At 74.1% G+C, this 13261-nt stretch carries 13 protein-coding genes; all 13 read right to left on the bottom strand.

Features of this window, described 5'->3' with window-relative positions:
- Positions 1-59: 59 nt before the first annotated feature.
- The 13 genes from ACFY0X_RS03460 to hrcA all read right to left on the bottom strand — a co-directional run bounded on the left by ACFY0X_RS03460 (position 60) and on the right by hrcA (position 13180).
- Positions 60-413 (bottom strand): cytidine deaminase, encoded by a 354-nt coding sequence (locus ACFY0X_RS03460; RefSeq protein WP_387748314.1) that lies wholly within the window; start codon positions 411-413, stop codon positions 60-62.
- A 28-nt stretch (positions 414-441) separates the two neighbouring features.
- The gene (locus tag ACFY0X_RS03455; RefSeq protein WP_387748312.1) at positions 442-990 is read right to left on the bottom strand and encodes a DUF4383 domain-containing protein; all 549 of its coding nucleotides are present in this window, start codon (positions 988-990) and stop codon (positions 442-444) included.
- A 36-nt stretch (positions 991-1026) separates the two neighbouring features.
- Positions 1027-1263, bottom strand: a complete 237-nt coding sequence (locus ACFY0X_RS03450; RefSeq protein WP_387748310.1) for a hypothetical protein — start codon at positions 1261-1263, stop codon at positions 1027-1029.
- Between the two features lie 33 nt (positions 1264-1296).
- A complete protein-coding gene (locus ACFY0X_RS03445) occupies positions 1297-2622 on the bottom strand; it encodes a hemolysin family protein (RefSeq protein WP_387748308.1) in 1326 nt (441 codons plus the stop codon).
- Positions 2623-2641: 19 nt separating this feature from the next.
- Positions 2642-3136: an rRNA maturation RNase YbeY gene (ybeY, locus tag ACFY0X_RS03440; protein ID WP_030061268.1), complete on the bottom strand. Its 495-nt coding sequence runs from the start codon at positions 3134-3136 to the stop codon at positions 2642-2644.
- A gap of 14 nt (positions 3137-3150) precedes the next feature.
- Positions 3151-4182 carry a PhoH family protein gene (locus ACFY0X_RS03435; RefSeq protein ID WP_387749256.1) on the bottom strand — a complete coding sequence of 344 codons (1032 nt, stop codon included), beginning with the start codon at positions 4180-4182 and terminating at the stop codon, positions 3151-3153.
- Positions 4183-4538: 356 nt separating this feature from the next.
- Entirely contained in the window at positions 4539-5462 is a 924-nt protein-coding gene (locus tag ACFY0X_RS03430; RefSeq protein WP_387748306.1) for a ribonuclease Z, read from the bottom strand.
- A 6-nt stretch (positions 5463-5468) separates the two neighbouring features.
- The gene (locus ACFY0X_RS03425) at positions 5469-5822 is read right to left on the bottom strand and encodes a histidine triad nucleotide-binding protein (protein ID WP_387748304.1); all 354 of its coding nucleotides are present in this window, start codon (positions 5820-5822) and stop codon (positions 5469-5471) included.
- 52 nt (positions 5823-5874) lie between these two features.
- On the bottom strand, positions 5875-6573 hold the full coding sequence (locus ACFY0X_RS03420) for an RDD family protein (protein WP_387748302.1): 699 nt from the start codon (positions 6571-6573) through the stop codon (positions 5875-5877).
- A gap of 119 nt (positions 6574-6692) precedes the next feature.
- Complete coding sequence (locus ACFY0X_RS03415; RefSeq protein WP_387748300.1) at positions 6693-9953, bottom strand: PDZ domain-containing protein; 3261 nt, start codon at positions 9951-9953, stop codon at positions 6693-6695.
- 130 nt (positions 9954-10083) lie between these two features.
- Positions 10084-10833 carry a 16S rRNA (uracil(1498)-N(3))-methyltransferase gene (locus ACFY0X_RS03410; RefSeq protein WP_387748298.1) on the bottom strand — a complete coding sequence of 250 codons (750 nt, stop codon included), beginning with the start codon at positions 10831-10833 and terminating at the stop codon, positions 10084-10086.
- A 96-nt stretch (positions 10834-10929) separates the two neighbouring features.
- Positions 10930-12069, bottom strand: coding sequence for a molecular chaperone DnaJ (dnaJ, locus tag ACFY0X_RS03405; protein WP_387748296.1), 1140 nt, complete (start codon positions 12067-12069; stop codon positions 10930-10932).
- Positions 12070-12145: 76 nt separating this feature from the next.
- Positions 12146-13180, bottom strand: a complete 1035-nt coding sequence (gene hrcA, locus ACFY0X_RS03400) for a heat-inducible transcriptional repressor HrcA (protein ID WP_387748294.1) — start codon at positions 13178-13180, stop codon at positions 12146-12148.
- Positions 13181-13261 lie beyond the last annotated feature (81 nt).

Here is a 13261-nt window from a genome sequence, read left to right as displayed (position 1 = left end):
CGCCGGCCCCGCACCGGGCCCCGGCACCAGCCCCGTACGGGCCCTCGCCGGGGACGGTCTCAGCGCGCCTCGGCGGACACCCGCAGCGTCCCGTCCGGCCCGGCCAGCAGCACCGGCGTCCCGGCCCCGCCCAGGTCCCGCACGGCCGCGAGGTCCGCCTCGGCCGGCTGCTGCGCCTCGCTCACCACGGCCGCCGCCTCCAGCGACCGGGCGCCGCTGGCCACCGCCATCGCCACCGCCGTCTGCAGGGCGCTCAGCCGCAGCGACTCCAGCGCGACCGTCCCGGCCACGTAGGTGCGTCCGGTCTCGTCACGCACCGCGGCCCCCTCGGCGACGCCGTTGCGGGCGCGGGCCGAGCGGGCCAGGGTGATGATCTTCTTGTCTTCGGGGTCGAGCTCGACGATGTCACTCATGCCGCCGAGCATAGGCACCCGGCGCCGGTCAGTGGCCGACCGGGTGGGTCCGCCCCGGGTTCGGCCTGAGGACCTTCACGAAGGTCTTCGGCCCGGTCGGCAGCGGCTCCTCCTGCTCGACGCGCTCGCGCCAGAACGGGTTGTCGTGCGGCAGGTGGCTGCTCACCCGGCCGTACATCCCGAAGGTCGTCAGGACGATCCCGAAGACGAACGCGAACAGCACGTTCGACATCCGGAAGTTGAGGATGTTCGCGTCCGGCCGCCCGAGCACCGTCAGCCCGTAGAAGCCGGACAGGACGAACAGCACGCCCGCCGCCATGTTGAGGTTGGACGCGAAGTTCCCGCCGATCACCGCCCCCAGCACCAGGATCGCGCCCACCACGATGGACAGGATGCTCAGCGCCCCGTTGGTCGACAGCCCGGCGATCCGGTCACCGTGGGTGGCCAGGAAGCCGGGGTGGTCGGCCAGCCCCAGGCATCCGAACACGATCAGGAAGATCCCCCCCAGCCCCGCTCCGATCCGCCACACCAGGGCGAGTCGGCGGTCGACGGGCTTCAGCGAGTCTTGCAGCTTCATGGCGGCCTCCAGAGCCCGGCCGTGGTCCGGCCGTGCCTAGCTGTAGGGATGGAGCTTCTCCATGTGCGGCGTCTCGTGCATGTAGAGCGAGCCGCACTGCTGGCAGCAGCGCAGCCCGGTGCCCCACTCCTGCTCGGGCCGCGTCTCGGCGTCGTGGGACACCGTCCGGCCGCAGAGCGCCGTCGACAGGTCCTCGTCCCGCACCACGTGCCAGGACTTGACTCCGCCGGCCGCCCCCTGCGGGCCGTACTCCGCGCGAAGTTTGTGCGTCATGCCCTCCATGGTCGCTCGGCGACCGCCCACCCGCTACTCGCCCGCCGGGACCCCGGCCCCGTCGGTGCCCCGGACGGGGGCGGCGACCATGGAGCCGATCCGGTTGCGGCGGCCGGCCGAGGACTCGGCGGTCAGCAGGATGCCGGTCAGGCCGCCGTCGACCGGCTCGGGCAGCGGGATCTCGCAGGACGAGCCGGGGATCGGCACCCGGCCCAGGTGCTTGGCCAGCAGGCCGCCGACGGTCTCGACGTCCTCGTCCTCCAGCTCGATGCCGAACAGCTCGCCCAGGTCCTCCACCAGCAGCCGGGCGGTGATCCGGTACGAGCCGTCGCCGAGGTCCTCCACCGGGGCGATCTCCCGGTCGTACTCGTCGGTGATCTCGCCGACGATCTCCTCCAGGATGTCCTCGATGGTGACCAGGCCGGCCGTGCCGCCGTACTCGTCGATCACGATCGCCACGTGCGAACGGCGCTGCTGCATCTCGCGCAGCAGGTCGCCGGCCGGCTTGGAGTCCGGGACGAAGACGGCCGGGCGCATCACCGCGCCGACCTCCTCGGACTCCGCCTCCCGGTTGATGTGGGTGCGCCGCACCAGGTCCTTGAGGTAGACGATGCCGACCACGTCGTCCTCGCTGTCGCCGACCACCGGGATCCGCGAGAAGCCCGAGCGCAGGGCCAGGGTGAGCGCCTGCCGGACGGTCTTGTGCCGCTCGATCATCACCAGGTCGGTGCGCGGCACCATCACCTCGCGCACGATGGTGTCGCCCAGCTCGAAGACCGAGTGCACCATCCGGCGCTCCTCGTCCTCGATCAGGTCGTCCTTCTCGGCGAGGTCCACCAGGGACCGCAGCTCCGCCTCGGAGGCGAACGGGCCCTCCCGGTAGCCCTTGCCCGGGGTCAGCGCGTTGCCGAGCAGGATCAGCAGCCGCGGGATCGGGCCCAGCACCGCCGCCAGCGGCAGCAGCACGAAGGAGGCCGCGGTCGCGGTGGTGAGCGGGTGCTGGCGCCCGATCGTGCGCGGCGAGACCCCCACCGCGACGAAGGACACCAGCACCATCACGCCGAACGCCAGCAGCACGGCCTGCCAGGTCGGGCTGACGTTGCGCACGCAGACCACGGTGACCAGGACGGCCGCCGCCATCTCGCTGGCCACCCGGATCAGGGTGGCCAGGTTGAGGTAGCGGATCGGGTCGGAGGCGACGGTCAGCAGCCGCGCGGAGCCGCGCCGGCCGCTGCGCACCGCCTCCTCCGCCCGGAACCGGGAGACCCGGGAGATGCCCGCCTCGGCGCACGCGGCCAGCCAGCCGAGCACGACGAGCAGCACGGCACCGAGGATGAAGCTCGTACTCTCACCACTCACAGGGGTTCGGGCTCCGCGCTCAGTGGGTGGTGGGGGCCGGGGAGATGCCGCCGAGGCCGCGGCCCGCCCGCCAGTCGTCCAGGATGCGCTTCTGGAGGGCGAACATCTCCTCCTCCTCCTCGGGCTCCTCGTGGTCGTAGCCGAGGACGTGCAGCACGCCGTGCACGGTGAGCAGTTGCAGCTCCTCGTCCATCGAGTGCTTGGAGGGGGCCGCCTTGCCCTGCTGCTCGGCGACCTCGGGGCAGAGCACGATGTCGCCGAGCAGGCCCTGCGGCAGCTCCTCGCCCTCCTTGCCGGGACGCAGCTCGTCCATCGGGAAGGACATCACGTCCGTGGGCCCGGGGAGGTCCATCCACTGGATGTGCAGCTCCTCCATCGCCGCACCGTCCACCAGGATCACGGACAGTTCGGACTGCGGGTGGATCCGCATCTTGTCCAGGGCGAAGCGGGCGACGTCGAGGATGGCTTCCTCGTCGGCGTCCCAACCGGACTCGTTGGCGATGTCGATCGACATGACGGGCTGTGTGCTCAGCTTTCGGTGCGATGGGACTGTCGGGGTGCGCGGGGCGCGGTGGCCTTGCCGGTGCGCCGCTGGGCGGGCTTGCGGGCCGCCGGTGCGGCGTCCTCGGCCTCCTGGCGGGCGTCCCAGCGCTCGTAGGCGTCCACGATCCGGCCGACCAGCTTGTGGCGGACCACGTCGGTGCTGGTGAGGACGGAGAAGTGGATGTCGGGCACGTCGGCCAGGATCTCCTGGACGACCTTGAGGCCGCTGCGGGTGCCGCCCGGGAGGTCGATCTGGCTGGTGTCGCCGGTGACCACCACCCGGGAGTTGAACCCGAGGCGGGTGAGGAACATCTTCATCTGCTCGGGCGAGGTGTTCTGGGCCTCGTCGAGGATGATGAAGGCGTCGTTGAGGGTGCGGCCGCGCATGTACGCGAGCGGGGCGACCTCGATGGTGCCGGCCGCCATCAGTCGCGGGATGGAGTCCGGGTCCATCATGTCGTGCAGCGCGTCGTACAGCGGGCGCAGGTACGGGTCGATCTTCTCGTAGAGGGTGCCGGGCAGGAAGCCCAGCCGCTCCCCCGCCTCGACCGCCGGACGGGTCAGGATGATCCGGTTGACCTCCTTGGCCTGGAGGGCCTGGACGGCCTTGGCCATCGCCAGGTAGGTCTTGCCGGTGCCGGCCGGGCCGAGGCCGAAGACGATCGTGTGTTTGTCGATCGCCTCGACGTAGCGCTGCTGGTTGAGGGTCTTCGGGCGGATCGTGCGGCCCCGGTTGGACAGGATGTTCGCGGTGAACACCTGGGAGGGCGCCGGGCTGTCCGGGTCCTGCTCCTGGCTGCGGAGCATGGCGATGGAGCGCTCCACGGAGTCCTCCGTCAGGGGCTGGCCGGTGCGCAGCACCAGCATCATCTCGTTCAGGAGCCGCTGGACGAGGGCGACCTCGGCCCGGGCCCCGGTGGCGGTCACCTCGTTGCCGCGCACGTGGATGTCGGCGGCGGGGAAGCCCCGCTCGATCACGCGCAGCAGCGAGTCCGCGGTGCCGAGCAGGGTGACCATCGGGTGCTTCTCGGGGATGACGATCCGGGTGCTGACGCGGCCGTCGTCGGCCGGTTCGGGGCGCGGCTGTCCGTTGGTACGGGTCTGCGATGTGTCACTCATAGGTCGGCGCTGGGGCCTGCCTCATCCCATCCGTGGTGTCGGGTGCCGCTCGGTGTCTCCGGGGCACCAGGGTACGCCGCGACCGTGATCGCCGTGGCGGGCGGCGGGGCCGCACCCGACGATGCTGCGGCAGTTCGCGGGCCGACGCGAACCCTTTTTCGGGCTGTTCACGACCTTCACAGCGCTCGCGGCGCGCCCGGTCTTCCCGACCCCGGCGCCGGGGGCGCTCGCGGCGGCCGCGGCGGTGGCGGCCGTCATGACGGGCGGCGGGCCGGGACGGGCACCCGGTCGAGGTCGGCGGCCAGCACCAGCTCCCCGTCGAAGTGCTTGCGGGCGTCGGCCAGGTGCTGGCCGAGGTCCGGGTAGCGCTGGGAGAAGTGGGTCAGCACCAGGGTGCGCACCCCAGCCTCGGCGGCGACCTTGGCCGCCTGCCCGGCGGTGAGGTGGCCGTGCTCCTCGGCGAGCCGGGCGTCGGCGTCGGTGAAGGTCGCCTCGACGACCAGCAGGTCGGCGCCCTCGGCGAGCCCGTGCACGCCCTCGCACAGCCGGGTGTCCATCACGAAGGCGAACTTCTGGCCCGGCCGCGGCTCGCTGACCTCGCCCAGGGTGACGGTGCGGCCGTCCACCTCGATCGCGCCCTCGTGCTGGAGGCGGCCCACCGCCGGGCCGCGCACGCCGGACGCGGCGAGCCGCTCCGGCACCAGCCGGCGGCCGTCCGGCTCGGACAGCCGGTAGCCGAAGGACTCCACCGGGTGGTCCAGCCGGACGGCGTCCAGCGCGAAGCGGGCGCCGGGCGCGGGCAGCGGCCCGGCCTCGTCGATCGGCCGGGGCCGCAGCACGGCCGTCTCGTGGTAGGCGGTGGAGTGCCGCAGCCGCTCGAAGTAGACCTCACCGGAGGCCGGGAAGTAGACGTCGACCGGGTGCGGGACCCGGTCCAGGTTGATCCGCTGGATCACCCCGGCGAGGCCCAGGCAGTGGTCCCCGTGGAAGTGGGTGACCGCGATCCTGGTGATCTGGGTGGCGGTGACCCCGGCGTGCAGCATCTGGCGCTGGGTGCCCTCGCCGGGGTCGAACAGCAGGCCCTCGCCGTCCCAGCGCAGCAGGTAGCCGTTGTGGTTGCGGTGCCGGGTGGGCACCTGGCTGGCGGTGCCGAGGACGACGAGTTCGCGCTGGGACACCTGCGGTCAGACCATGCGCTCGGTCATCGGCTTGCCGCCGAGCACGTGGACGTGCGCGTGGAAGACGGTCTGCCCGGCGCCCGCACCCGTGTTGAAGATCAGCCGGTAGTCCTCGATGCCCTCGTCCCTGGCCACCGCGCCCGCCTCGGCGAGCAGTTCGCCGGCGGTCTCCGGCTCGGCGGCGGCCAGCGCGGCCGCGTTCGGGTAGTGGACGTGCGGGATCACCAGCACGTGCACGGGCGCCTTGGGGGCGATGTCGCGGAAGGCGAGGATGCGCTCGGTCTTGCGCACCACGGTCGCCGGGATCTCGCCCGCCACGATCTTGCAGAACAGGCAGTCGGGCTGCGGCTCGCCGGCCATGGCTCTCTCCTCGGGATCGGTACGTCGGGTGGTGGGGCGGTACGGGCGCAGCCTAGCCGAGCCGGGCGACGGCCTGCTGGTACTCCTGGAGGTGCTTCCAGCGCACCGCGCGCATGCCGACGACGTCGCCGTCGTCGGTGTCGAAGTCCTCGGCGAGGAAGGCGACCGCGAGGATGACGAAGCCGAGCAGCCAGCGCCTGGTGAGCCGCCAGGTGTTCGGCCGCATCACGCCCTTGCGGCGCACCAGCCGCATCGCCATGATCCCCTTGCCCACGCTGAAGCCGGTCAGCCGGGCGAGCACCACCTGGTTGAGGAAGGACGTGCCGAGGCCGACCACCAGCAGCGCCACGAAGTAGGGCACCACCGGCCCGCCGCTCTGCACCGCGTGGCCGGCCATGTGCCGGGTCTTCGGGCGGCTGGCGGCGTTGGCGGCGACGAAGCCGAGGCCGACCGCGAACAGCCAGTCCAGCACGATCGCCAGGAACCGCCGGCCGCCGCCCGCCTCCTTGGGGCACGGCGGCAGTGCCGCCCGCCGCGGCTGCTCGGGCCGCGGGTGGGGGTTCGGGTACGGCTGGGCGTACCCCCGCGGCGGCTGGGCCTGCGGCGACGGGTAGCCGCCCTGCGGCGGGTACGGCTGCGGTGGGTACGGCTGGGCCGGCGGGTAGCCCTGCGGCCGCGCCGGCGGATGGGGCTGCGGCTGCTGTGCGTAAGGATTCTGGCCGTACTGCGGCGGCGGGTAGCCCTGCGCCATGTGGTTCCCCCGTGAGCTGTGGATCAAGAGCAGCCCCGCATCCTACCCACGCCCCGGGCTCCGGAGCAGGAGGTCGGACGGGCCGACTTCCCGCTCCGGAGCGCCGCCCGGCCGGCCGGTCAGAGCCAGGGCAGTGGCGGCGCCGTGCGGGCCGGGGTCTCGGCCAGCCCCGCCAGGGCGATCCGGACGCCCTCGGCCAGCTGCGGGTCCTCGCCGGCCGCCCAGTGGTGCGGGGCGAACGGCACCTCGACGTCCGGGTCGACCCCGTGGTTCTCCAGGCCCCAGCCGTAGTTCTCCAGCCAGAGCGCGTACTTGGGCTGGGTGACCAGGGTGCCGTCGACCAGCCGGTAGCGGCTGTCGATGCCGATCACCCCGCCCCAGGTGCGGGTGCCGACCACCGGGCCGATCCCGAGCGCCTGGACGGCGGCGTTGACCACGTCGCCGTCCGAGCCGGTGAACTCGTCGGCGAGCGCGACCACCGGCCCGCGCGGGGCGTCCGCCGGATAGGGCACCGGGTGGTCGGTGTCCCGGATGACGTCCCAGCCGATGATCCGGCGGGCCAGCTTCTCGATCACCAGCTGCGAGGTGTGGCCGCCGCGGTTCCCCCGGACGTCGACGACCAGGCCCTCCCTGGCCATCTCGGTGCTCAGGTCGCGGTGCAGCTGCGCCCAGCCGGCCGTCTGCATGTCGGGCAGGTGGAGGTAGCCCAGCCGCCCGCCGGACAGTTCGCGCACCGCGGCCCGCCGCCCGGCCACCCAGTCGTGGTAGCGCAGCGCCTCCTCGTCGGCGAGCGGGACGACCACCGGGTGGCGCCGGTCGGTGCCGTCCTTCCCGGCCACGGTCAGCTCGACCGGCTGCCCGGCGGTGCCGGCCAGCAGCGGGGCCGGCCCGGTGACCGGGTCCACCGGGCGGCCGTTGACGGCGAGCAGCGCGTCGCCCGGGCGGATAGCGGCGCCGGGCGCGGCCAGCGGCGAGCGGGCCCTGGGGTCGGAGGACTCCCCGGGCAGGATCCGCCCGATCCGCCACCGCTCGCCGTCCCGGACCAGGTCGGCGCCGAGCAGGCCCTGGCGCCGGGCCGGCTCGGTGTACCGGCCGTACGGCATCACGTAGGCGTGCGAGGTGCCGAGTTCGCCGTGCACCTCCCAGAGCAGGTCGACCAGTTCGTCGTGCGAGCCGACCCGCTCGACCAGCGGCCGGTAGCGCTCCAGCACCCCGTCCCAGTCGACGCCGGAGAGGTCGGGGCGCCAGAAGTTGTCCCGCATCAGCCGGCCGTTCTCGGCGTACATCTGCCGCCACTCGGCGGCCGGGTCGACGGTCACCCGCAGCCGGGCGAGGTCGACGGCGGTCTCCTCGTCGTCGCCGCCCTTGTGGTCGGCCGGGACGACCCGCAGCTCGCCCTCGTCCAGCACGGCCACCCGGGTGCCGTCCGCGCTGACCGCGAAGTCGTCCAGGCCGTGCACCAGCTGCTCGACCCGGCGCTTCCTCAGGTCGAAGCGCTCCAGCACCGGGCGGGGCCGGTCGTCGTCCAGGGACGCGGCCCCGTCGCCGAGTTCGCCGGTCAGCGGGGCCCTGGTCCAGAGCACGCCGTCCTTGGCCGCGGCCAGTTCCTCGAAGCGGCCGCCCTCGACCGGGAAGGGGACGATCCGGTCGGCGATGCCGTCCAGGTCCACCCTGGTCACCGGCGCGGCGCCGGCCGCCGCCTCCTCTCCGTCGGCCTTCCCGGCCTTCGGCTCGTCCTCCTCCCCGCCGAGCGGGCGCCCGGCCCGCTGCGGCCCGAACGGGGACGGCGTGTCGGCGGCCAGCGTGACCAGGTAGGGGCGGCAGCCGTTCGGGAAGGACAGGTCGAAGACGTGCGCGTCGTACACCGGGTCGAAGTTGCGCACCGACAGGAAGGCCAGGTAGCGGCCGTCCGCGGTGAAGGAGGGCGAGGTGTCCACGAAGCGCGGCTGGGTGACCTCGCCGACCGTCCGGGTGGCCAGGTTGGCCAGCACGATCTGGCGCAGCGAGTGCGGGCCCATCCCGCGCACCGGGCGCGACCAGGCCAGCCAGGCCGAGTCCGGGCTGAAGGCCGGCCCGCCGGGCTCGCCGTCGGCGCTGCGGTCCAGCTCGTGCACGGCGCCGTCGGCCAGCGTGACCAGCAGCAGCCGGCCGTCGTGCACGCCGAGCGCGGCCTGCTTGCCGTCCGGGGAGACCACCAGCGAGTTGACCCGGCCCAGCTGCCCCGCGGCGAGCCGGCGACGCTCCTCGCCGTGCAGGTCGGGGGCGAACTCCAGGGCGTCCTCGCCCTCGGCGTCGGTCACCCACAGCACGCCCTGGGCGCCGTCCTCGCCCGGCACCACCCGGACCAGGCGCCCGCGTACGCCCGGGGTCTCGTCCAGCACCCGGGCCGGGCCCTCGCGGTGGGTCAGCCAGTGCACGCTGCCGCGCACCACCACGGCGCTGCCCCGGCCGGTGCGGTCGGGGGCGACGGACTCCAGCCAGTGCGCGGCGGGCACCGGGCGGGGGCGGCGCCCGGCCCGGGGGCCGGCCAGCCGGACGTCCAGCCGGCGCGGCTCGGCGCCCTCCAGGTCGTCCAGCAGCCACAGGTCGCCGGCCCGGTGGAAGACCACCCGGGTGCCGTCGGTGGTGGCGTTCCGGGCGTAGAAGCCGTCGGGGTCGGTGGTGTGGCGGCGCAGGTCGGTGCCGTCCGGGCGGCTGGACCACAGCTCGCCGACGCCCTCGTGATCGGAGAGGAAGGCGATGCGCTCCCCGACCCAGAGCGGCGAGTCCAGCTGCCCGTCCAGCTCCGCGTGGACGCGGACGAACTCGTCCCGGCCGAGCCACAGCTTGCCGGCCCGCCCGCCCCGGTACCGCTTCCACCAGGCCGGGTCACGGCCGTTGACGCTGGCCAGCAGCACCCTCCCCCGGCCTTCGGCCGGGGGCGCCCCCATGTCGCCCGGCTCGAAGGCGATGCCGCCGACCGGCCCGTACGGCAGCCGCCGCGGCTCGCCGCCGTCCAGCGGCACGGCGTGCGCCCAGGTGCGGCGGAAGCCGGACTCGCCGGCGGCGGTGACCGCGATCGGGCGGCCGTCGGCGGCCCAGCCGAGCACCCGGGTCTGGTGGCTGCCCCAGTGGGTGAGCCGGCGCGACGGACCGCCGTCCACCGGCACCACGTGCACCTCGGGGGCGCCGTCCCGGGTGGAGGTGAAGGCGAGGTGCCGCCCGTCCGGGGAGAACCTCGGGTGGTGGACCGGCAGGTGGTCCGCCGTCAGCCGCCAGGCCCGGCCACCGTCCAGCGGGGCGAGCCAGAGGTCGTCCTCGGCGACGAAGGCGACCAGGTCGCCGTGCAGGTGGGGATGGCGCAGGTAGGCGCCGGCCGGGGTGCTCAGGGAGTCCGTCACCCGGCCAGCCTAGGCAGCCGCGCGTACGGTCCGCGCCGTTTTCGGCAGACTCCCGGCGCCGCCCGCGGACGGCCGTGACGCGCTCGCGCCGGGCGCCGTCCCGGGCGCCCCGGGCGCCCTGCGGGCGCGGTCAGGACCAGCGGCCGCTGCGCCCGAGCAGCAGTGCGCCGGCGGCCACCCCGGCGGTGGAGGTGCGCAGCACCGAGGGGCCCAGCCGGTACGGCTCGGCGCCCGCCTCGGCGAAGGCGGCCAGCTCCTCCGGGGAGACCCCGCCCTCGGGGCCGACCACCAGGACGATGTCCCCGGTCTCCGGCAGCCCGGCGTGCGCCAGCGGCTCGGCGCCCTCCTCGTGCAGCACGGCGGCGAACGCGGCCTGCGCCAGGACGGGGGTCAGCTGCCGGGTGGTCATGACGTCCCGGACCACGGGGAAGCGCAGCCGGCGGGACTGCTTGCCCGCCTCCCGGGCGGTGGCCCGCCACTTGGCGAGGGCCTTGCCGCCGCGCTCGCCCTTCCACTGGGTGATGCAGCGCGAGGCGGACCACGGGATCACCACGTCCACGCCGACCTCGGTCATGGTCTCCACGGCCAGCTCGCCGCGGTCGCCCTTGGGCAGCGCCTGGACGACGACGATCCGCGGCGCGGGCTCCGGCTCCCGGCGCACGGCGGCGACCGCCACGTCGATCTCGTCCTTGCCGAGCACCTCGGCGACCGTGCCGTCCACGCCGAGCCCCAGCCCGTCGGCCAGGGTCACCGCCTCGCCCGGCTGCAGCCGCTTCACCGCGGCCGCGTGGCGCCCCTCCGGGCCGTCCAGGCGCACCACGGCCCCGGGCACGGCGGCGGCGATCCGCTCGGTCTCGACGAAGAAGACGGGCGCGGTCATGGCGGGGACCTTTCCAGGAGGGGCCTGCGGCCGGAGAGGGGGAAACACCGGAGGGGTGCCGGGGGCTTCACCCCCCCGGCACCCCTCCGCGGACGGCTACCGGCCGTTGAAGGCGTCCTTCAGCCGGGAGAACAGGCCCTGCTGGCCCGGCGCGAACTGGCCGGACGGCCGCTCCTCGCCGCGCAGCACCGCGAGGCGGCGCAGCAGCTCCTCCTGCTCGGCGTCGAGCTTGCTGGGCGTCTTCACCTCGACGTGCACTATCAGGTCGCCCCGGCCGCCGCCCCGCAGGTGCGTGATGCCCCGGCCGTGCAGCGGGATCGACTGGCCGGACTGGGTGCCGGGCCGGATGTCGACCTCCTCCAGGCCGTCCAGGGTCTGCAGCGGCACCTGGGTGCCGAGCGCGGCCGCCGTCATCGGGATGGTGACGGTGCAGTGCAGGTCGTCCCCGCGCCGCTGGAAGATGTTGTGGGTGGTCTCGGCGATCTCCACGTACAGGTCGCCGGCCGGGCCGCCGCCGGGGCCGACCTCGCCCTCGCCGGCCAGCTGGATCCGGGTGCCGTTGTCGACACCGGCCGGGATCTTGACGGTCAGGGTGCGGCGGGCGCGGACCCGGCCGTCGCCGGCGCACTCCGGGCACGGGGTCGGCACGACGGTGCCGAAGCCCTGGCACTGCGGGCAGGGGCGGGAGGTCATGACCTGGCCCAGGAAGGACCGGGTGACCTGGGAGACCTCGCCCTTGCCGCGGCACATGTCACAGGTCTGCGCCGAGGTGCCGGGGGCCGCGCCCTCGCCACTGCAGGTGGTGCAGGTGACGGCGGTGTCGACCTGGAGCTCCTTGGTGGTGCCGAAGGCGGCCTCCTCCAGGGTGATCTCCAGCCGGATCATGGCGTCCTGGCCGCGGCGGGTGCGCGAGCGCGGGCCGCGCTGGCCGGCCGCGGCGCCGAAGAAGGCGTCCATGATGTCGGAGAAGCCGAAGCCGGCCGCACCGGCCCCGAAGCCGCCCGCTCCGCCGCCGCCCGGGGACAGCGGGTCCCCGCCGAGGTCGTAGACCTGGCGCTTCTGCGGATCGGAGAGCACCTCGTAGGCGGCGTTGATCTCCTTGAACCGCTCCTGCGTCTTCGGGTCCGGGTTGACGTCCGGGTGCAGTTCGCGTGCCAGGCGCCGGAACGCCTTCTTGATCTCGTCCTGCCCCGCATCCCGTCGGACGCCGAGTACCGCGTAGTAGTCCGTGGCCACCAAATGCTCCGCTTGTTCCGCCTGTAGTAGTGCTGCGACTGGTCGCCGCCGCCGGATTTCCGGCGACGGCCGCTTGCTAGGACTCGGCCAGGATCTGGCCCACGTACCGCGCCACCGCTCGCACCGCCCCCATTGTGCCCGGATAGTCCATCCGGGTCGGACCGATCACACCCAGTTTCGCCACGCTCTCGTCGCCCGAACCGTAGCCGACCGAGACGATCGACGTGGAAGTCAGCCCCTCGTAGGCGTTCTCCCGCCCGATCCGGACCGTCATCGCGGCGTCCGCGGTCTCACCCAGGAGGCGGAGCAGGACGACCTGCTCCTCCAGGGCCTCCAGCACCGGCTGGATGGAGAGCGGGAAGTCGTGCCCGAAGCGGGTCAGGTTGGCCGTGCCGGCCAGCATGATCCGCTCCTCGTTCTGCTCGGCGAGCGTCTCGAACAGGGTCGCCAGGACCGTGCTGACGGTCGGCCGGTCGGCCTGCTCGAACTGCGCGGGCAGCTCCTCCAGCAGCCCGGGGACCTCCGGGAGGCGCTTGCCGGCGGCTCTCGCGTTGATCCGGGCCCGGAGGTCCGCCAGCACCGTCTCGCCGACCGGGCCCGGGCAGTCGACCATCCGCTGCTCGACCCGGCCGGTGTTGGTGATCAGGACCAGCATCACCTTCGCCGGGGCGAGCGCCACCAGCTCGATGTGCCGGACGGTGGAGCGCGTCAACGACGGGTACTGCACCACCGCGACCTGCCGGGTCAGCTGGGCGAGCAGCCGCACCGTGCGGGCGACCACGTCGTCCAGGTCGACCGCGCCGTCCAGGAAGTGCCGGATGGCCCGGCGCTCGGGGGCGCTCATCGGCTTGATCTCGGCGAGCTTGTCGACGAAGAGGCGGTACCCCTTGTCGGTCGGGATCCGGCCGGCGCTGGTGTGCGGCTGGTGGATGTAACCCTCCTCCTCCAGCGCCGCCATGTCGTTGCGGACGGTCGCCGGCGAGACCCCGAGGTTGTGCCGTTCCACCAGGGCCTTGGAGCCGACCGGCTCCTCGGTGCCCACGTAGTCCTGCACGATCGCGCGGAGCACGGCGAGCTTGCGTTCGTCCAGCTGGCGGACCTCACCGGCCATGGGGCACGCACCTCCGTCTTCGCACGTTGTCCGACTGTGTCCCTCGTTGCTGCGGGCCGCTCCGGAAGGCCCTCGGCCTTG

Origin of the sequence: Kitasatospora sp. NPDC001547 (genome assembly GCF_042894165.1) — a bacterium.
Taxonomy (GTDB): domain Bacteria; phylum Actinomycetota; class Actinomycetes; order Streptomycetales; family Streptomycetaceae; genus Kitasatospora.
The sequence above is the reverse complement of the archived record's forward strand: the minus strand, read 5'-3'. Positions and strand labels throughout refer to the sequence as shown.